The sequence below is a fragment of the Aeromonas sp. R10-1 genome (genome assembly GCF_040908465.1).
In the GTDB taxonomy this organism is placed as follows: Bacteria; Pseudomonadota; Gammaproteobacteria; order Enterobacterales; family Aeromonadaceae; genus Aeromonas; species Aeromonas caviae.
This window is the reverse complement of sequence record NZ_JBFODT010000007.1, coordinates 35,048-54,743: the sequence shown is the minus strand read 5'-3', so window position 1 is coordinate 54,743 and position 19,696 is coordinate 35,048. Positions and strand designations below refer to the sequence as shown.

Annotated in this window: 16 protein-coding genes; 7 read left to right on the top strand and 9 right to left on the bottom strand. The window is 61.9% G+C overall.

Features of this window, described 5'->3' with window-relative positions; translation table 11 throughout:
- Positions 1 to 15: 15 nt before the first annotated feature.
- The 4 genes from AB5Y93_RS03845 to AB5Y93_RS03830 all read right to left on the bottom strand — a co-directional run bounded on the left by AB5Y93_RS03845 (position 16) and on the right by AB5Y93_RS03830 (position 6,595).
- Positions 16 to 2,058 carry a prolyl oligopeptidase family serine peptidase gene (locus AB5Y93_RS03845; protein WP_368228837.1) on the bottom strand — a complete coding sequence of 681 codons (2,043 nt, stop codon included), beginning with the start codon at positions 2,056 to 2,058 and terminating at the stop codon, positions 16 to 18.
- The gene (locus AB5Y93_RS03840; protein ID WP_368228836.1) at positions 2,058 to 4,226 is read right to left on the bottom strand and encodes a TonB-dependent hemoglobin/transferrin/lactoferrin family receptor; all 2,169 of its coding nucleotides are present in this window, start codon (positions 4,224 to 4,226) and stop codon (positions 2,058 to 2,060) included. Before AB5Y93_RS03840 ends, AB5Y93_RS03845 begins: the two co-directional genes overlap by 1 nt.
- Before the next feature lie 250 nt (positions 4,227 to 4,476).
- Positions 4,477 to 6,324 carry a DUF3413 domain-containing protein gene (locus AB5Y93_RS03835; protein WP_368228835.1) on the bottom strand — a complete coding sequence of 616 codons (1,848 nt, stop codon included), beginning with the start codon at positions 6,322 to 6,324 and terminating at the stop codon, positions 4,477 to 4,479.
- 43 nt (positions 6,325 to 6,367) lie between these two features.
- The gene (locus tag AB5Y93_RS03830) at positions 6,368 to 6,595 is read right to left on the bottom strand and encodes a YejL family protein (RefSeq protein WP_039038627.1); all 228 of its coding nucleotides are present in this window, start codon (positions 6,593 to 6,595) and stop codon (positions 6,368 to 6,370) included.
- A gap of 73 nt (positions 6,596 to 6,668) precedes the next feature.
- On the opposite strand from AB5Y93_RS03830, the gene yejK reads away from it, so the two are divergent.
- From yejK to AB5Y93_RS03805, 5 genes are all read left to right on the top strand, one after another.
- Positions 6,669 to 7,718 (top strand): nucleoid-associated protein YejK, encoded by a 1,050-nt coding sequence (yejK, locus tag AB5Y93_RS03825; protein WP_368228834.1) that lies wholly within the window; start codon positions 6,669 to 6,671, stop codon positions 7,716 to 7,718.
- A gap of 395 nt (positions 7,719 to 8,113) precedes the next feature.
- A complete protein-coding gene (gene malE / locus AB5Y93_RS03820) occupies positions 8,114 to 9,295 on the top strand; it encodes a maltose/maltodextrin ABC transporter substrate-binding protein MalE (RefSeq protein WP_010674249.1) in 1,182 nt (393 codons plus the stop codon).
- Positions 9,296 to 9,368: 73 nt separating this feature from the next.
- Positions 9,369 to 11,024, top strand: a complete 1,656-nt coding sequence (gene malF / locus AB5Y93_RS03815) for a maltose ABC transporter permease MalF (protein WP_368228833.1) — start codon at positions 9,369 to 9,371, stop codon at positions 11,022 to 11,024.
- Between the two features lie 12 nt (positions 11,025 to 11,036).
- Positions 11,037 to 11,927, top strand: a complete 891-nt coding sequence (gene malG / locus AB5Y93_RS03810; protein WP_010674251.1) for a maltose ABC transporter permease MalG — start codon at positions 11,037 to 11,039, stop codon at positions 11,925 to 11,927.
- 70 nt (positions 11,928 to 11,997) lie between these two features.
- Positions 11,998 to 13,134 carry an ABC transporter ATP-binding protein gene (locus AB5Y93_RS03805; protein ID WP_039038631.1) on the top strand — a complete coding sequence of 379 codons (1,137 nt, stop codon included), beginning with the start codon at positions 11,998 to 12,000 and terminating at the stop codon, positions 13,132 to 13,134.
- 126 nt (positions 13,135 to 13,260) lie between these two features.
- On the opposite strand, the gene ppk2 is transcribed toward AB5Y93_RS03805, so the two are convergent.
- The gene (gene ppk2 / locus AB5Y93_RS03800; RefSeq protein WP_010674253.1) at positions 13,261 to 14,091 is read right to left on the bottom strand and encodes a polyphosphate kinase 2; all 831 of its coding nucleotides are present in this window, start codon (positions 14,089 to 14,091) and stop codon (positions 13,261 to 13,263) included.
- A 156-nt stretch (positions 14,092 to 14,247) separates the two neighbouring features.
- Here ppk2 and AB5Y93_RS03795 point away from each other — a divergent pair, with 156 nt between their 5' ends.
- Positions 14,248 to 15,069, top strand: coding sequence for an alpha/beta fold hydrolase (locus tag AB5Y93_RS03795; RefSeq protein ID WP_042015929.1), 822 nt, complete (start codon positions 14,248 to 14,250; stop codon positions 15,067 to 15,069).
- A 51-nt stretch (positions 15,070 to 15,120) separates the two neighbouring features.
- Here AB5Y93_RS03795 and AB5Y93_RS03790 read toward each other — a convergent pair whose 3' ends face one another.
- From AB5Y93_RS03790 to AB5Y93_RS03780, 3 genes are all read right to left on the bottom strand, one after another.
- Complete coding sequence (locus AB5Y93_RS03790; protein WP_324048860.1) at positions 15,121 to 15,930, bottom strand: MipA/OmpV family protein; 810 nt, start codon at positions 15,928 to 15,930, stop codon at positions 15,121 to 15,123.
- 173 nt (positions 15,931 to 16,103) lie between these two features.
- Positions 16,104 to 17,174 (bottom strand): AI-2E family transporter, encoded by a 1,071-nt coding sequence (locus AB5Y93_RS03785; protein WP_368228832.1) that lies wholly within the window; start codon positions 17,172 to 17,174, stop codon positions 16,104 to 16,106.
- 43 nt (positions 17,175 to 17,217) lie between these two features.
- Positions 17,218 to 17,466 (bottom strand): sulfurtransferase TusA family protein, encoded by a 249-nt coding sequence (locus AB5Y93_RS03780; protein ID WP_368228831.1) that lies wholly within the window; start codon positions 17,464 to 17,466, stop codon positions 17,218 to 17,220.
- A gap of 127 nt (positions 17,467 to 17,593) precedes the next feature.
- Here AB5Y93_RS03780 and AB5Y93_RS03775 point away from each other — a divergent pair, with 127 nt between their 5' ends.
- Positions 17,594 to 19,048 (top strand): M48 family metalloprotease, encoded by a 1,455-nt coding sequence (locus AB5Y93_RS03775; RefSeq protein WP_223918331.1) that lies wholly within the window; start codon positions 17,594 to 17,596, stop codon positions 19,046 to 19,048.
- Between the two features lie 133 nt (positions 19,049 to 19,181).
- Here the strand turns inward: AB5Y93_RS03775 and AB5Y93_RS03770 are convergent, their stop codons facing one another.
- Positions 19,182 to 19,661 carry a TlpA family protein disulfide reductase gene (locus AB5Y93_RS03770; protein WP_368228830.1) on the bottom strand — a complete coding sequence of 160 codons (480 nt, stop codon included), beginning with the start codon at positions 19,659 to 19,661 and terminating at the stop codon, positions 19,182 to 19,184.
- Between the last annotated feature and the right edge of the window lie 35 nt (positions 19,662 to 19,696).

Genomic DNA, 19,696 nt, shown 5'->3' with positions numbered 1-19,696 from the left:
AAAGAGGGCAAGGGGTCAGTGGTTGACGCCCGCCAGGGTGAGCAGGAAGGCAAACTCCTGCGCCGCACGCAGCGCCGCCGTTTTGGGGGCGCCCAGATGGCCGCCGTCGAGTTCGGTGCGCAGCAGATAGGGGCCTGTTCCCGTGCTATGGGATCGCAGGCGGGCTATCCACTTGAGGGGTTCCCAGTAGGGCACCTGACTGTCGTGCAGGCCGCCCGTCACATAGACGGGGGGATAAGGGGCATTGTGCAGGTTGTCGTAGGGGCTCAGGCGGCGCATCGCGGCATAGTCACCCGGGATGGCCGGATTGCCCCACTCGGCGTACTCCTGCCGGGTGAGGGGCAGCTCGGGATCCTGCATGGTGCCCAGCAGGTCGACGAAGGGAACTTGCAGCACGGCCCCGGCGAAACGGGTGGGCGCCTGGTTGAGTGCCGCAGCTACCAGCAGGCCGCCGGCGCTGCCGCCCATGGCAAACAGCCGGGCGGGATCGATGGCGGGATCCTGGGCCAGGGCATCGGCCACGGCGAGAAAATCATCCACGCTGTGCTGTTTGTCACGGCCACGACCCTCACGGTACCAGGATTCGCCGAGCAGACCGCCCCCGCGCACATGGGCGATGGCGTAGACGAAGCCGCGATCCAACAGGCTCAGCACCCGGGGCTGGTAGTAGGGGCGCATGGGGGTGCCGTAGGCCCCATAGCCGTAGAGCAGCAGTGCCCGGGGGTGGGTAATGCCCTTGCGCCAGACTAGGGAGACAGGCACCTTGACCCCATCCTTGCCCGCGATCCAGCGCCGCTCGCTCTGATAGGGGGAGGTGTCCCTGCTCTCGGGTGTCCCCTCCCAGGCGCCGGAGGCGAGATCCAGCCAGCGCTGGTGAGGTGGCTCGGCCATCCCCTGGCGGCGAATGAGCACCTTGTCGCTGGCCGGTTCCTGGCTGCCCTGGATCCAGGCCGTGCCTGCGCCATCGGTGAGCGGCAGGCTGTGGGTCAACGCACCTTTGGCATCCAGCACATCGAGCCAGTCATCCCCTTCCTTGCGGTATTGCAGCACGGTGTGCCGGGCAAAGAGGCGCCACTTCTCGAGTTCCCGGCCCTCGCCGGACCAGAGCCGTTGCCACTCTCCCTTCGCCACCAGGCTCAGGTCGGCCACCTGATAGAGGCCGAGGGCGCCGTCCCGGTTGCTCTTGAGCAGCACCCTGTCCCCCTGGGTATCCAGGTAGTATTCGAGGCCGCGCTCGCGCCCCTTGAGCAGGTCGGCCCGACCCGCGTCCAGCAGGTATTGCTCCGAGCTGTCGTGGTTGTTGCTTTGCAGCACCAGATGGCGGCGATCCGTGGTGCGATAGAGGCCGAGCAGCCAGGCGGGATCGCGCTCCTCATACACCCGGGTCTCCTTGCCATCCTGCCAGGCCAGCAGTTGCCAGGGGCGCAGGGTCTGGCGCTCGTTGGCGAGGGTGTAGAGGGTCTTGCCATCCAGACTCCAGAGCAGATCGCCGGCGCGGTGAGGCAAAGAGGCCAGAGTCTCGCCACTCGCCAGATCCAGCAGGGTGATGCGGTAGTCCCGATCTCCCCTGCGGTCTTCGGCCAGGGCAAGCAGGTGCCCGTCCGGGTGCAGGGCCCAGGCGGCGAGCTCGTAATACCCCTCGGCCGGCTGGCGGGGAGCCAGCCGCTTTCGGGGGGCGGCATTGGCGTCGCTGCGTTGCCACAGGCTGCCGTCCGCCTCCATGCGCCACTGGCTGCCAGCCTGGCTCAGCCAGTCGTCCGGCACGGGTTCGCCCCGCTCCCGGCCCTGCCACTCCGTCTGCAGGCGCTGCACCAGTGGCGTCTGGTCGGCGAGCTGCCGCTCGGTCCAGCGGTTCTGCTCGCGCAGCAGCGTCAGGAGGGCGGGATCCTGGCGGCTGTCGTCACGCCAGCCACCATAGGGATCGAGACGGGCTATCTCCCCCTTCATCAGTTGCGGGCGCTCGGGGATGAGGGGCGCGGCCTCCAGGGTTGCCTCAGGCAGGGGAGAGGCGGGGGCCGGCGTGGCCAGCAGGCTGGCCAGGATCAATAGGCTGTGCATCAGATCCCCACGAAGGTGTAGCGCAGGCTGGCACTCAGGGTGCGGCCGCTCTGGGTGAAGAGGGAAGCATCGGTCCCGGCTTCCAGCCCGGCCACATCCTGATAGCGGGTGTAGCGGGTGTCGAACAGGTTGTCGAGCTTGAGGTTGACCTTGAGGGCGTCGGTGACCAGCCAGTCGGCCGTCAGGGCGAAACTGAGCCAGCCGGCACTTTCGAGGCAGTCCCCCTGGCGGCCGGTCAGGCTGTTGCCGCAGGTGGGCACCCGGCTCATGGCGGCGGCATAGTCCGCCTGAATGCCCAGACTCCACTCATTGGCCTGATAGCTAAGACGGGTGTTGCCCTCGAGGGGCGTCAGGGTGCGCAGCGCTTCACCTTTGTTGTCCTCGCCATCGACCCAGCCGAGTTTGGTGGCGAGCTCCCACTCCTGGGTCAGCCAGTAGCTGGCGGCGAGTTCGGCCCCCCAGGTTTCGGCCTTGGCGACGTTGCGATATTGGCGCAGGATGACGCCATCGCTCAGGCGCAGCCCCACCTCGCGCCAGTCGATGAAGTTGTAGTAGCGGTTGTAGAAGATCGCTGGCTTGATGCTCCAGTTGTCCCCCTCGCCACTCAGCCCCCACTCTATGCTGTGGCTGGTTTCCTCCTTGAGCCCGGTGTTGGCGATGATCTCGAAGGGTGGCAGGGCGAAGTAGTGGGGGATGTTGCCGTACACCTTGTCGTAGGAAGGCGCCCGGAACCCGTTGGCATAGCTGAGCCAGCTGCGCCACTGGTCGTTGAAGCGGTAGCTGGTGGCCAGGCTCGGGGAGAGGTGCCAGCTGTGGTTGCTGTCGTGGCTGCCGTCCAGCGGCGTGAGCCACTGGTGATCCATGCGCAGGGTGGGGGTGAACTGCCACTGGCCCAGGCTGGCCACGTCGCCGAGCCAGACTCCGGCCCTGTCGGTACGGGCGCGGCTGAAGGGGGCGGACTGGCCGGGTTGGGGAATGCCGGCCTCCAGACTCAGCTTCTCCACCGGCCGCTCGTGAGTGGTGCGCTCGAGCTCGATGCCGTAACTGAGCTGATGGGCGAGAGGGCCGGTGGCGAGATCCCGGCGCACATCCAGCTCGGTACCGATCCTGTCTTCGGTGAAGGTGGCGAGTTCCCGTTCGCTGCGATAGCGCGGATAACCGCTCAGCAGATCGTTTTGCAGCAGGCTGCGCTTGTTGGCGGTGTTTTTCGAGTGATTGCCGTAGGCACTCCAGGTGAGGCTGTCGGCCAGTATTGTGTCGAGGTTGCTCGCCTCCCAGGCCAGCTTTCCCCCCTGCGTGCGTTGGCTGCCCTGCTCGTGGTACTGGCGCACCTGCCACTTGCCATCGGGCTGGGGCACTTCGCGCGGCCCCTGATCCCGTTCGGCGTTGTCCTCGAAGTAGTCGAGTTCGAGGCGCAGCAGATGATGTTCGTTCAGCTGGATGCGAGAGCTGGTGGAGGCGCTGAGGCCATCCAGATCCGCCGGGATGCGGCTCTCGTCGTAGTTGGCGGTCTCATGTCCCTGCCAGCCGGAGAGGCGCAGCAGGTGTTCGGTATCCCGTATCCGGGCGGCGCCGGTGGCGCTCAGCTTCTGCTTGTCACTGCTGCCATCGTGCAGCACCTTGCTGCCGAGATAGGCATCCTGGCCCTGAAGGTAATCTTCCGGCTGCTTGGTGCTGATGACGATGGTGCCGCCGATGGCATCGGAGCCATGGAGGGAGGAACCGGCTCCCTTGGCTACCTCTATCTGTTTGACATCGTCGAGATCGAAGCTGAAGCGGCCCACCTTGTCGTTGAGGTCGTCGGCGCCAAAACCGTCGCTGACCCGCACCCCGTCCTTGATGATGAGCACCCGGTTGCCGCCCATGCCGCGGATGATGATGTTCTGGGGGCGGCCGGCGGAGCCGGTCACCGAGACGCCGGGTTCGTTCTTGAACACATCGGTGAGCTCGGTGGCAACCTGGCGATCCAGATCCTCCTCCGTGATGACGGTGATGGAACCCGACACGTCGGAGAGCTTCTGCTCGATGCGCTGTCCCTTGACCACGATGGTTTCCCGCCCCTTGAGTTCGGGGGGCATGTCCGTTGTGTCGACCCCGGCGGGATCGCTGGCAGCCAGCGCCGTACCGGACAGCAGCATGGGCCAGTAGTGAAGAAGTCGAATTTTCATATTTGAGAATAATTATTATTTAAGCCTGAAGGGCGCGGATTATTGCAGAGGGAGTCAAGTAGATCAATAAATGACAATCATTATCATTTTGTTTTTATGATATTGATCGAATTGAATTTTTTGAGAGTTAAATCAGTAAGGTGGTGGCATACGTTTGCGAATGACGCCATGAGAAACAGGAGGACGGGTGTGGTGCGGGCAAGAAAAAGCCCGCCATAGGGGCGGGCTCAAGGAGGTGGGCTGGCGCAGATCAGGGGGCGCGATAGAAGCGATTGAGCTCGTTCATCACCTGGATCAGGGTGCCCATGTCCGGGGTGCCGTGCTTGATGGGGCGATAGGTGTCGCGGTCCAGCAGCTCGAAGTCCCCCTGCTTGTTGAACTGGGTGATGGTGTTGCCCTGATAGATGGCGAAGTCATTCTGATCCCCCGCCAGCAGCCAGGTGCGTGCACTGGCTTCGAACAGGTTGCGCCCCGTGCTGTAGTCACGATAGGGGTTGCGTACACCCAGCATGTTCTTCATCAGGGTCGGTACCAGATCCAGGTGGCTGCTCGCCTGCGCCTGGGGCGCAGGTTCGGCACCAGGCCAGGCCAGCACCAGGGGGACCTGCACCTGATAGGTCGAGTAATTGCTGCCATAGCCCCAGCTGTTGCTCTGGGTCTCGTTGAACTCCTGACCGTGGTTGGAGGTGACCACGACGATGGTCTGATCATCAAGCCCCTGCAATTGCAGTTGGGTCAGCATCTGCTCCAGCAGTTGATCGGTATAGAAGACCGCGTTCTTGTAGCGGTTCTCCAGCTTCTGCAGGTTCTCGGGCCGATAGGCAGTGGCCGGGTTGAAGCGGGTCAACTCGGGCTGGAAGGGACCCTTGATGCTGGCGGGCACCTGATAATCCCCCGGGCTAGAGAGATAGACCAGAGAGAACCAGGGTCTGTCCGCGGTGCGCGTGCCAAGCCACTGCTGCCAGTCGTCGATGAGCCTGCGGTCATCGGTCTGGCGGGAGACGAAGACCTGCTTGCGCAGACCCGCAAGCAGACTCTGGCGATACTGCTTGGCATCTTCCAGTGCACCGAACAGGCCGAACTGGTAGTCCTGACGCAGCATCTCGTCGAACAGCACGGGGGGGCGCTTGTCGGCCCGGATGTCTCCGTAATAGTGGCCGGGCAGCCCGTAGAAGAGGCTGAACATCCCCATGGCTTCATCATTGCCACCACTCATGTGCTGGCGGAAATTGAAGTGGTTGTCCGCGTAGCGTTGCAGATTGGGCATGTTGATGTTGTTGAGCATGTCGGCTCGCAGGGAGTCGACCACCACCACCAGCAGGTTCTTGTGATCGCTGGGTGCGCTCACGCCGAGGGGGCGCAAGGGATAGAGCAGACGGTGCTCAGCGCTTCCCTGATCTTCGGCCTTCTTCTCATACTGCTCGAGGTCGAGCCAGCCATGCTTGGCCAGGAAGCTCCTGGCGGTCATGGGGTAGGAGAGGGGGAAGTTGGCCCGCTGCATGGTGATGGGTTGATACAGGGTCGCATCCGCCCAGCTGTTGACCAGATGGGTCAGGATGAAGCAGACCAGCAGGGCCAGCCCCACCTGATTGCCGTACTGGCGGCGTTTGCGCTTGTTGATCTTGCGCCACACATAGGCCGACAGCAGCAGTTGCAGCAGGAAGATGGCGGGCACCGCCACGAAGATGATGCTCCAGATAGAGCCCTCTTCGGTCTGCGCCTGATCCAGCAGCAGTTGCCACACCTGGCCATTCAAGTGGAACTTGAACAGCTGGAACACCTGGGTGTCGATAAGCAGCAGCACCAGCGCCAGGGTGGCGATGATGGATGAAATGAAGCGCAGCGGCTTCTCCCTGGGCAGGATGAAGCTCAAGGGGAAGATGGTCAGCAGATAGGTGACGAAGCTCAGGAACGAGAAATGACCTATCCAGCTGATGACGAGATAGGTCACGCCGAGCGTGGTCGACGGCCAGCTGATGGCGCCCAGGTAACGGGTCGAGATCAGCATGGCCAGGATGATGTTGAAGAAGGAGAACCAATGCCCCCAGGTGATCAGGCGAGAGACATTATCGCGATAGGGGTTGCCGGTTTCGACCATAATGATCCATCTGCTTGAAAAACATCAAAGAATGCGAAGAAACTCAGTGCGCATCGTGGCGATGGCCCACCGAGGCGGTGAGTGCCTGGATGAACTTCTCGGTGATCGCCTGGCGCTGGGCCGGGGCCATGCCGTTGATGATGTTGGTGGTCAGGTTGCCAAGGACCATCAGACTGAGATCCACCGGTGCCTTGTGTTTCTCCAGGGCGGTGATCAGGTCGTTCATCAGGGCGTCAAACTGCTCGTTATTGTACTTTGATACGATGGGCATAATCTTGGGTTCACCTCGGTTCAAAGCGCCTTATAATACTTCACCCTTTCGGCTAACACTATGGCTTTGTGACATGAGTCTCGATATCGACAAGATCATTCTTCACTCCCTGCGGGCGGGCAACGATGGCCAGCCCCACGCCGATACCCGCAGCCAGACCCTGCCTGCCGACGAGGCGGTACAAGGGCTGATGGCGGAGCTGCATCGCATCTACAACGGCAAGGGGGGAAAGGGCTTTGGCTTCTTCGCCGATCCCGAGGCCGCCGTCGCCGAGCTGGCGGAGGGGGAAGACGCCCCCAAGCAGCCTTCCCCCGCCTTTCGCATCGCCCTGGAGCAGCTGCTGGCGGAGCAGACCGAGTTCGTCCCCTTTTCCGTCAACCTGACCCAGATGCTGGTCAAGCAGCTGGTGGAGCATGCCCTGGACGAGCAGGGGGTGTTGCTGATTGCCAAGTACAACTATGTGGGGGTGGATTACCTGATGATCGCCCTGCTGGAAGGCAAGGAGAGCGTCACCGTGAGCGAGGCGCTGGAGCTGCGCCACATCCAGTACCTGGATATCGGCAAACTCAATCTGGTGGCCCGCATCGATCTCACCGAGTGGAAAACCCAGGTGGATTCGCGTCGTTATATCACCTTCAGCAAGGGCCGGGTCGGTCGCAAGCTGGGGGATTTCTTCATGGATCTGCTGGGGGCCCGGGAGGGCATGGATGCCAAGATCCAGAACAAGGGGTTGCTGCAGGCGGTGGACGATTACTGCGACAGCCGCCAGCTCGAACCGGCCGAGCGCAATGACTACAAGAAGCAGGTCTTCAAATATTGCACCGAGCAGGCCAGCGCCGGCGAGGAGATCGAGATCAAGGAGCTGTCGGCGGAATTGCCCGGTGATGGGGACCTCGATTTTTACAGCTTCATCGGTCAGGAGTACGAGCTGGAGGAGCGCTTCCCGGCGGACCGTTCCACCCTGCGGGGCTTGACCAAGTTTGTGGGCTCCGGTGGCGGCCTGACCCTGAGCTTCGAGCAGAAGTTGCTCAACAACCGGGTTTTTTACGATCCCCAGACCGACACCCTGACCATCAGGGGAGTCCCGCCCAATCTCAAGGATCAATTGCTGCGCCAGTCGTAATGTGATCCAGCCGTCATTTCTTGCAAAAAGGCACCGGAGTCCGCTCCGGTGCCTTTTTATTTAAGGGGGTGATGTAGATGGAAACCACCTCAGTACTTTTGTTAACACATTGAACAAAATATCGGGAATGAAAGGGTTTTCAGTGGGGTGAAATCCCTTTCAATGACGTAAATTAATTTCCTTTCTGTAATTTAATTTCCATATCTTGGCAAAAATATGGGGATATCCCTTCCTAAGTCGCTGAAATAAGAAAATGTTTTCATAACTTTCTGGAAGAAAATACGTAATTGCATTTCAAAAATGCGAGGCGTGTCATGTGAGGCATTGACTGCTTGGGATAATATTCATCTGCACACAATGCTCTTACAGCGCGGAACTAATACAAGGAAAGGCTCATGAAAAAGAAATTGCTGTCATCCCTGATCGGTCTGGCTACCCTGGGCGTGGCCTGCTCTGCCACTGCTGCCATTGATGAAGGTCAGCTGACCATCTGGATCAACGGTGACAAGGGCTACAACGGCCTGGCCGAAGTCGGCAAGAAGTTTGAAGCCGAAACCGGCATCAAGGTAACCGTCGCCCACCCGGATCAGGTTGAAGTCAAATTCCAGCAAGCCGCCGCCACCGGCAACGGCCCGGACATCTTCTTCTGGGCTCACGACCGTTACGGTGAGTGGGTCAAGTCCGGTCTGCTGGTTCCCGTGACCCCGAATGCCGCCACCAAGGCCAAGTTCGAGCAATTCGCCTGGGATGCCATGACCGTCGATGGCAAGACCTATGGCTACCCGGTCGCGGTAGAAGCCGTCAGCCTGATTTACAACAAGGATCTGTTGCCCAACCCGCCGAAGACCTTCGAAGAGATCGCCAAGATCGACGAAGACCTGAAGAAAAATGGCAAGCGTGCCATCATGTGGGCCTATGACACCCCCTACTTCAGCTACCCCCTGGTGGCTGCCAACGGTGGTTATGCCTTCAAGAAGACCGCCACCGGCTATGACGTCAAAGACACCGGCGTGAACAACGCAGGTGCCAAGGCCGGCGTCGGCTACATCTCCGAGATGATCAAATCCGGTCACCTGGAGAAGGGCATCGACTACGGTGTGATGGACGCCAAGTTCAACAAGGGCGAAGTGGCCATGATGATCAACGGTCCCTGGGCCTGGAGCAACCTGGACAAGAGCGGCATCAAGTATGGCGTAGCCCAGCTGCCGACCCTGAAAGGCAAGCCGGCCAAGGCCTTCGTTGGCGTACTGGGTGCCACCATCAACGCCGCCAGCCCGAACAAGGATCTGGCCATCGAGTTCCTCGAGAACTACCTGCTGACCGATGCCGGTCTGGCGCCGATGAACGCCGACAAGCCGCTGGGTGCCGTGGCCCTGAAGTCCTTCCAGAAGACCCTGGAAGCCGACCCCAACATCAAGGCCACCATGCTGAACGCCCAGAACGGCGAACCGATGCCGTCCGTGCCCGAGATGAGCCGTTTCTGGTCTTCCTTCGAAACCGCCCTCAAGAATGTCACCTCTGGCCGTCAGGGTGTTGACGAAGCCCTGGATACCGCTGCCAAGCGTATCGTCCAGTAAGCATGCACTACCCGGGAGGCCTTCGGGCCTCCCACTCTCTCAATCTCTCTTGGCGCAATAAAGGTTAATTGGCATGGAAGTAGTACCTTCTATCGAATCCTATGCCGGTCCGAAGAAAGACAAGTACGTCTGGCTGAAATGGACCATGGCGGCACTGATCGCAGTGCTTAATGGTTATGCGGCCGTGATGATGTATGCCAGCGGCGAGTGGGTATTTGCCCTGCTCGATCTGGTGGTCGTATCCGTCGGTCTCTATGTCTTCATGAACAAGAAGACCTATGCCCACCGTTATATTTTCCCCGGTGTGGCAGGCATGGTTGTTTTTATCATCTTCCCTCTTGCCTACACGATCGGCATCGCCTTCACCAACTATTCGGGATCCAACTTGCTCTCCCTTGAGCAGGCACGGGATTACCATCTGAAAAAAACCTACAAGGTGACCGGCGGTGAATTCGATTTCACCCTCCTGGGTGGTGAGAACAATCAGTTTCAGCTGCTGCTGAAACAGGACGACCAATCCTTTATCAGTCAACCCCTTACCTTGCTGAACAACAAGGCGCGTACCCTGGCCGTCCGTGAAGGACGGGTCCGTGACGAGCCCCAGGTTGTTCAGTTGCAGCCTCTGGACGGGGCCACGGTCGGCGAGGCGGCACCCATTCGTGCCACCGTTGATCACCGCACCCACCTGAGTGCCCTGGATGTGGTACTGCCCGAAGGCAATATCCATCTGACCCTGAGCAGCCTGCGCAAGTTTGCCGCCCAGAAACAGCTCTATACCCAGCTGGTCGACGGCGCCGTGCTCAAGTCCGGCGTCATGATCAAGGACAGCAACCTGCTGCGTGACAACCAGAGCGGCGAGCTGATGCTGCCCAACGGTGACACCGGCTTCTACCAGTACATCGATGCGGAAGGTCACTTCGTCGGCAAGGGCGTTGCCCCCGGTTTCGTGGTGAGCGTGGGTTGGAAAAACTTCATGCGCATCATGACGGACCCGGGTATCCAGAGTCCCTTCATGCAGATCTTCGTCTGGACCGTGATCTTCTCCGCCTGTTCGGTGGCGTTCACCCTGGCGATCGGCATGGTGCTGGCGTGTCTGGTGCAGTGGGAGCAGCTCAGGGGGCGTGGTTTCTACCGGGTCATGCTGATCCTGCCCTATGCGATACCGGCGTTCATCTCCATCCTGGTGTTCAAGGGCTTGTTCAACCAGAACTTCGGTGAAATCAACCTGTTCCTGGAGGCGGCCTTCGGCATCAAGCCGGACTGGTACACCAATCCCTTCCTGGCCAAGGTGATGATCCTCATCGTCAACACCTGGCTCGGTTACCCCTACATGATGATCCTCTGCATGGGCCTGCTCAAGGCCATTCCGGAAGATCTCTACGAGGCGTCCGCCATGGACGGGGCGGGGCCGGTACAGAACTTCTTCAAGATCACCGTACCGCTCTTGATGAAGCCGCTGACACCGCTGTTGATTGCATCCTTTGCCTTCAACTTCAACAACTTCGTACTTATCCAGTTGTTGACGAACGGGGCGCCGGACATCATCGGTGCCACCACGCCGGCCGGGACCACCGACTTGCTGGTGAGCTACACCTACCGGATCGCGTTCCAGGGTTCGGGTGGTCAGGACTACGGTCTGGCCAGTGCCATCGCCACCGCCATCTTCCTCATCGTGGGTGCGCTGGCCTTGCTCAACCTGAAATTGTCCAAAGCCGACAAGCAACTGTAAGGAGGCTTCAACATGGCAATCGTACAACCCAAATCAGTCAAATACCGGGTGTGGGCAACCCACCTGGTGATGTGGGGCTTCCTGGCACTGATCATCTTCCCGCTGATCATGGTCATCGCCATCTCGTTCCGTAACGGCAACTTCTCGGTGGGGGAGATCATCCCCACCAATCCGACCCTGGATCACTGGAAGCTGGCGCTCGGCATGTCCATCACCAACGCCGATGGCAGCATCACGCCGCCGCCGTTCCCGGTGCTGACCTGGCTGTGGAACTCCATCAAGGTGGCGGGCATTACCGCCCTGATGATAGTGGTGCTCTCCACCACCTGTGCCTACGCCTTCGCCCGTCTGCGGTTCCGTGGCAAGTCCACCATCCTGCAGGGCATGCTGATCTTCCAGATGTTCCCGGCGGTGCTGGCACTGGTGGCCATCTACGCGCTCTTCAACAAGATCGGTGACTACATCCCCTGGCTGGGTCTCAACACCCACGGCGGCCTGATCCTGGCCTACATGGGGGGCATCGCCCTGCACGTCTGGACCATCAAGGGCTACTTCGAGACCATCGACTCTTCCCTGGAGGAGGCGGCGGCCATCGATGGCGCTACTCCGTGGCAGGCGTTCCGCCTGATCCTGCTGCCCCTGTCGGTGCCCATCCTGGCGGTGGTGTTCATCCTGGCCTTCATCGGCTCCATCACCGAGGTGCCCATGGCCTCCATCCTGTTGCAGGATGTGAACAATCTGACCCTGGCGGTCGGGGCCCAGCAGTACCTCTATCCGCAGAACTACCTGTGGGGTGACTTCGCCGCAGCCGCCGTGCTGTCAGGCTTCCCCATCACGGTCGTCTTCCTGCTCGCCCAGCGCTGGCTGGTGGGCGGTCTGACCGCAGGCGGCGTGAAAGGTTAACGGTTCATGGCCGGGGGAGCTGGCTCCCCCCGTCATCACGATTTGCAAAGATTCAAGAGCGGAGCTCGACATGGCTGAAGTAGTACTCAACAACGTTCGCAAAAATTACGACCCGGCTGTCCACAAGGACACCCTGCGCAGCATCAACCTCGACATCAAGGAAGGGGAGTTCATCGTCTTCGTCGGCCCGTCCGGCTGCGGCAAGTCCACCCTGCTTCGGATGATCGCGGGTCTGGAAGACATCACCAGCGGCGAGCTGACCATCGGCGGGCGCTACATGAACGACGTGCCGCCGGTGGAGCGCAACGTGGGCATGGTGTTCCAGTCCTACGCCCTCTACCCGCACATGAACATCTACGAGAACATGGCTTTTGGCCTCAAGCTCAAGAAGATGGACAAGGAGAATATCCACAAGCGGGTGATGCGCGCCGCCGAGATCCTGGGTCTCGAGCCTTTGCTGGACCGCAAGCCCAAGGCCCTTTCTGGCGGTCAGCGCCAGCGGGTGGCCATCGGCCGCTCCATCGTGCAGCAGCCGCAGGTGTTCCTGTTTGACGAACCGCTGTCGAACCTCGACGCCGCCCTGCGGGTCAAGATGCGCATCGAGATCGCCAAGCTGCACAAGGAGCTCAACTCCACCATCATCTACGTGACCCACGACCAGGTGGAGGCCATGACGCTGGCCAACCGCATCGTGGTGCTGAGCCCGCTCAAGGGCGAGGCGGCCACCAACCTGGAACAGTTCGGCACCCCCCTCGAGCTCTACCACAACCCGGACAACAAGTTCGTGGCGGGCTTCATTGGCTCCCCCAAGATGAACTTCCTGGCGGGCGAACTGGTGGAGATCGGCGAGCAGGAGTGCTTGGTCAAGCTCACCTCCGGCGATACCGTGCGTGCCCGGGTGGATGCCCGTCGCGGCGCGGTGGGCGACAAGGTGGAGCTGGGCATTCGCCCCGAGCACCTGGTGCCGCTGGGTCATGCCCATGCCGACAGCCGCGTGAGCGGCGTGGTGCAGGTAGCCGAACACCTGGGGGCCGAGTCCTTCGTCTACATGGACGTGGATGGTCATGACTTCACCGTCAAGGCGAGCTCCGACATCGACGTGGCCACCGGCCAGGAGTACAGCGTCGGCATCCCGGCCGAAGCCTGCTACCTGTTCGATGCCAAAGAGCAGGCGTTCCCGCGCACGGCCAAATATATCCGCGCCTGAGAGGGCGAGAGTGCCAGGTTTTCCTTTCTATACGTTCAATGCCTTTTGCCGGTCGCAAGACCGGCTTTTTATTGCCCGTCATCCGAAGCCCGGGCCCGGCCAGCAGGGGAGGCTGGCCAGGGCCCGTCACTGCCCGTGCTTGTCTGACTCGAGGGCGGCGGTGACATCCGGCACGAAGTGCTGGCTGGTGAGCGGCGGGCGCTCATAGCCTTCGGTCTTGATGGGGGGCAGGGTGATAGGTTCGTAGTGGATCGCCTCGTAGGGCACCTTGCCAAGGAGGTGGGAGATGCAGTTGAGGCGGGCGCGGCGCTTGTCATCGGCGTCCACCACGAACCAGGGGCAATCCTCGGTATCCGTGTAGGTGAACATGTCATCCTTGGCGCGGGAATACTCGACCCAGCGGGAGCGGGATTGCAGATCCATGGGGCTGAATTTCCAGCGCTTGATGGGGGTGTTGATGCGCTCCTTGAAGCGTTTCTCCTGCTCTTCGTCGCTGACTGAGAACCAGTATTTGATGAGGGTGATGCCGGAGCGGATCAACATCCGCTCGAATTCGGGGCAGGCGCGCAGGAATTCGCGATACTCGTCGTCGCTGCAAAAGCCCATCACCCGTTCGACCCCGGCCCGGTTGTACCAGGAGCGGTCAAACAGCACCATCTCGCCCGCCGAGGGCAGGTGCGCCACGTAGCGCTGGAAGTACCACTGGGTGCGCTCCCGATCCGAGGGGGCGGGCAGGGCGGTGACCCGGCAGACCCGGGGGTTGAGGGGCTCGGTGATCGCCTTGATGACGCCCCCCTTGCCCGCGGCGTCGCGCCCCTCGAACAGCACCACCACTTTGAGCCCCTCCTGCTTGACCCACTCCTGCAACTTGACCAGCTCCTCCTGCAAGTGGGCGAGGTGATGTTCGTAGGTCTTCTTGTCCAGACGGGGGCGTTTCTTGCTCTTTTCCTTGGCCATCATCCTCTCCTTGGTGACTCCTCGTTGTGAGTCTCTCCAGCTTGCACCAGGCGGACACCCCTGCCAAGGGTGGCGTGTTACACTGCCGCCTCATCAGCCGCTGGCAACAGAAAAACAGGAAAGCCAGTTTCATCGCCGCTGGCAACAGGAGAAAACATGAAGCAGTTTATGGAGATAGCGGGCCGCCGCATGGCCTATCTGGACGAGGGGCAGGGTCCGGCACTGCTCTTTGGGCACAGCTACCTGTGGGACAGTGCCATGTGGGCACCGCAAATCGAGGCCCTCAAGGGGCAGTATCGCTGCATCGTGCCCGAGCTTTGGGGTCACGGGGATTCCGATGTGCTGCCCGAGGGGCCCTGCACCCTGGCGACCCTGGCCCGGGATCACCTGGCGCTGCTCGATGCCCTTGGCATCGACGAGTGCGTGCTGGTGGGGCTCTCCATCGGTGGCATGTGGGGCGTGGAGCTGGCGCGCATGGCGCCTGCTCGCCTCAAAGGAGTGGTGCTGATGGACAGCTTCGTCGGCCTTGAACCCCAGATCACCTGCGAGCGCTATCTCGGCATGCTGGCGATGATCGAACAGGTCGGCGCTGTGCCTGCGCCCATCGCCGATCAGGTGGCGCCGCTCTTCTTCGCCCATCAACCGGACGCGGCCCTGATGGCCGGTTTCAAGACACGGCTGGCCCAATGGCCCGCCGACAAGGTGGCGAGCCTGGTGGCGGTGGGCCGCAGCTTCGTGACCCGGGAGGATCGCATCGACTGGATCGAAGAGATGAGGCTGCCCGCACTGGTGATGACGGGGTGTGAGGACAAGGCTCGCCCTGTGCTGGAGGGGTATCTGATGGCCGAGGTGCTGGGGTGCCCGTTCAAGGAGATCCCGGGGGCTGGTCACATCTCGACCCTGGAGAACCCCGCGTTCATCAACCGGGCGCTCGCCGAATTTCTCGCCGAAGTGGCAGGGTGGCACTGCGCCGGATAGCCGTAAAAAAGGAGCCATGGGCTCCTTTTTTGTTGCCCAGTCCGGATGGGGCTACCAGAGGTAGCCCACCCCGAAGCCTGCATAGAGTTCTCCCGGATGCTGGACGATGGGGCTGTCCGCGATGTCGTCGTCGTAGCGTTCGTAGTTGATGCCAAAGCCGCCAATCCAGTTGGCACTGAAGCGATAGCTGCCGATGAGGGAGACCATGGGGGAGAGGGTGGTGCCCGTGTTCCACGCCGGCCTGTCCGCCCTCGCTTCGTCTTGCGAGACACCGCCGAAGTAGTAGTTGGCGAGATTGTGGCTGCGCAGCATGACGCCGGCTCCCGGCATCAGCAGCAGGGGACCGCGGATGATGGGGAAGTTGGCCCACAGCATCAGCTCCTGACCGTTGCTGGTGCCGGTCACATCCGTGGTGGCCCGCACGCTCCAGAGGGCGTAGGGAGTGATGAGATCGGCCCCGAACCCCGCTTCGAACTGCCCCTTGCGCTTCTCCATGCCATGGAGGAAGGGATCGTCGTCCGGGTCCAGGTTGCCAAAGCGCATCCGGCCGAAGGCATAGGTCGAGAGGTTGCCATTGCGGCTCAGGTAGTAGCGGGCCCGATCCCCCAGATACATCAGGTTGTCACCAAAATAGAGGGCCCCCGGGATGGGCATCAGGGTGTCGTCCTGGTGCTGGTAACGGGCCTGACCGCCGATGACGGCCCCGCCCAGCACCAGCCCCTTGGGAATGGGGCTGTCAGGGCTGTCGCTGGAGAAGGCGCTGAGGGCCCCGATGTCGAGGTCTGCCCGGACGGGAGAACAGAACAGCAGTGCCAGAAAGGCACCCAGAGAGGCATGGCGCAGGGCAGGGAGTGGGGGCATGACAGATCCTTGTCGGTGGGTGGGCGTGGGAACGAATCAGACCGGCGTAGCAAGTCAAACGGATGTCGGTTTTCAATTAAACCCGATAAGGCAAGCATGAGCCAGCGTCACGGAAGTGCAGCTGGTGGCCGGTATCTGAAAGGGGCGAGACCCGGCCTCGCCCCTTGCCAGGGTCAGGGGGCTGGGCGGGGGAGATCTTCCCGCTTGGGCCAGGCGTTGAGCACCGCCTTGACCAGGGTGGCTAGGGGAATGGCGAAGAAGACACCCCAAAAGCCCCACAGACCGCCAAACACCAGCACGGCGATGATGATGGCCACCGGGTGCAGGTTGACCGTCTCGGAGAAGAGCAGGGGGACCAGCAGGTTGCCGTCGAGGGCCTGGATCACGAAATAGGCCACCATCAGCCAGGCGAAGTCGGGGGTCAGCCCCCACTGGAACAGGGCCACCATGGCCACCGGCACGGTCACCGCGGCGGCGCCGATATAGGGGATGAGCACGGAGAAGCCCACCGCGACCGCCAGCAGGGCGGAGTAGCGCAATCCCATCAGGGCGAAGGGCACATAGGTGGCGATGCCGACGATGACGATCTCGATCACCTTGCCGCGGATGTAGTTGATGATCTGGTCGTTCATCTCCACCCAGACCCGGTTCACCAGGGTGCGGTTGCGGGGCAGGAAGCGGCGCAGGCCTCCCATCAGCACCTGTTTGTCCTTGAGCATGAAGAAGACCATCAGGGGCACCAGGATGGCGTAGATGAGGATGGCCACCACGTTGATGAGGGAGCTCAAAGAGGCGCTCACCAGTTGTTCGCCGCCGGTCAGGATGCGCTGGCGAATGTTGTCGATGATGGTTTCCACCAGGCTGACGTCGATGATCTCGGGGTATTTTTCCGGCAGGGTGCGCACATAGTCCTGGGCATGGGCCAGCATGGCGGGGGCCTCCTTGGCCAGGTTGACCCCCTGGCTCACCAGCGTCGGGATGAGGCCCAGCAGCATCAGGGTCGTCACCGTGATGAACAACAGCAGGACCAGGCTGGTAGCGACGGTGCGAGAGAGGCCGCCTCGTTGCAGGCGACTCACCGGCCACTCCAGCAGATAGGCCATCACCAGGGCCACCAGCAGCGGTGCCAGCAGATCCCCAAACAGCCAGAGCACGGCAAAGCAGAAGACCAGCAGCAGGAAGAGGGTGACGGCATCGGGGTCGGAAAAACGGGTCTGATACCAGCGCTTCAATACATCTAACATCGAGGCTTCCTTGAATGGCGGCTCACGGGGTGGGTGGCATGGGCTAGGGGGCGAGCAGGGCGTCCCGGGGGGGACGGGCAACGACGAGCAGCAGGGAGAGGCGGACAGCTGACTCTTCCCGGGTCTGGACATGGTGACCCTGACGGCGCAGATAGGCGGGAATGTCCTGCCGGGAGCCTGCATCCCCGAGCTGGATGCACACGGATTGACCGGGCCGGGCCTGGCGCAACCAGAGCTTGAGCCGGATGAGGGGCTCGGGACAACGCCAGGGGGTCAGGTCGAGCTGTTCCATGAGATCTCCATCGCGTGCGTGGCGGTCATTATGGCCGTGATGAGAGGATGAAACAACGCTTGTGGGCCTTGAATGGCAAGGGTATTCTGCCGATGCCCGCTGGGGTCTGATTGGAGATAGAGATAACGTGGCACGTTTTTCCCCCCTGATAGCATCGCTTCCCCTGTTGGTCACCCTGATGGGGGCGACCTTCCACGCCCAGGGGAGCAACCAGTTGCCCGACATCGGTACCGCCGGGGTCGCCGCACTGCCCATCGAGCAGGAGGTGCGCTACGGCAACGCCTTCATGCGTTTTGCACGGGCGGGCCTGCCCATCATCGATGACCCCGTGCTCAACGAATACATCGACGATCTGGGCCAGCGGCTGCTGACCAATGCCGACGGGGTGCGCTTCCCGTTCACTTTCTTCCTCATTAATGATCCCAGCATCAACGCGGCGGCCTTCCTCGGTGGCCGGGTCAAGGTGCACACCGGCCTCTTCCTTTACGCCGAGAGCGAGAGCGAGCTGGCCTCGGTACTGGCCCACGAAATCACCCACGTGACCCAGCGTCACATCGCCCGTTACATGGAGGCACAGGCGAGCAGCTCCGCCATGACCCTGGCCGGCCTGGTGGGCTCCATTGCACTCGCGGTGATCAACCCCACCGCCGGCATCGCGGCCTTGCAGACCACGCTTGGCTTGTCGATGCAGTCGGCCATCAACTACACCCGGGACAACGAATACGAGGCGGATCGCATCGGCATGAAGACGCTGTATGACGCCGGGTTCGATCCCATGGGCATGGCCAACTTCTTCCAGAAGCTGGCGGCGGAGTACCGCTACGCCAGCAAGCCGCCGGAGATGCTGCTGACTCACCCCCTGCCGGAGACCCGGATCAGCGAAGCCCGAGCCCGGGCAGGGAGCTATGGCGCGCGCGCCCTGCCGCCGAGCCTGGACTTCTGGCTGGCCAAGGTGCGCATCCAGGTGCGCTATGGCACCGAGACGCCCCAGGCGCTGCTCACCTACTTCGACAGCCGCCTGCAGAAGGGGGATTACCCCCTCAAGGATGCCGCCATCTATGGCAAGGCGCTGGCCCTGTTGCAGCTCAAGCGCACCGACGAGGCCGACACCCTGATGCAGGAGCTGGCGACTCGTCACCCGGAGGATCTCTTCGTGGTGGATGCCCTGACCGACATCGATCTCGCCAAGGGGCGCAGCGCCCAGGCCATCGCCAGACTGGAGCGCTTCCGCACCCGGATGCCGGACAACGAGGTGGTGGTGGTGAACCTCGGCAACGCCTATCTGGAGGGGGGCAACTACAAGAAGTCCATCGCCATCCTGGACCCCTACGCCCGGGAGCACGACGAGAACAGCCTGGCCTGGAGCCTGCTGTCTGACGCCTACCGTAAGGCGGGCAGAATGACGGACCTGCACATGGCACGGGCGGAGACCCTTTCCCTGCGCGGGGACTATCAGGCGGCCATCGACGAACTGATCGTGGCCCGGGGCACCACCAGTGACAAGCTGACCCTGGCCCGCATCGAGGCGCGCATCACCCAGCTGGAGCGGGCCAAGAAGGATCTGGACAGCCTCAAGGGCTGAGTCCGGAGCGGGTTGATGGCAGGCGGGGTGCTCCTTTGGGGGCACCCCGCCTTGTTTTGCAGGCTAAAATAGGGCCTTTCATCGGTTTCAACGCATCTTGATGATGAAGAAATGAATGTGATGGATGGCTCTGCTATGGGGCGCTCGCCAGGCGGCGTTTTATCTCACCTATCTTCTGCTCGTCCAGCTCCCCCACCAGGGTCTCCAGCAGCGTGCCCCTGGCATCGAGCAGATAGCTGGTGGGCAGCGCCCCGGGCCTTGGGAACGGGAGGCGGGCGTCGTCATCCGGGATCATCAGGGGAACCCTGATGGCGTGGCGCCTTGCCAGCTCGGTCAGTTCGGTGGGGGAGGCGGGGTCATAGTTGATGGCGATCACCCGGATCCGCCCTTCCTGGTGCAATGTTGCCAGCAAGGGCATCTCCCGCAGGCAGGGGGCGCACCAGGGGGCGAAGTAGTTGACCAGCAGCGGCTTGCCACCGAGATCCGCGAGGCTGACCTTCTTTCCCGCGCCGTCGGTGAAGTCGGGTGCCGGGCTGCAGGCCCCCAGCAGGGTTGCCACAATCAGCCAACAGATCCGTTTCATTTCCATAGCCTTCCCGCTTACCCTGACCATCCGTTTCCCCTACAATAGCGCCATTGCTTGTCCCA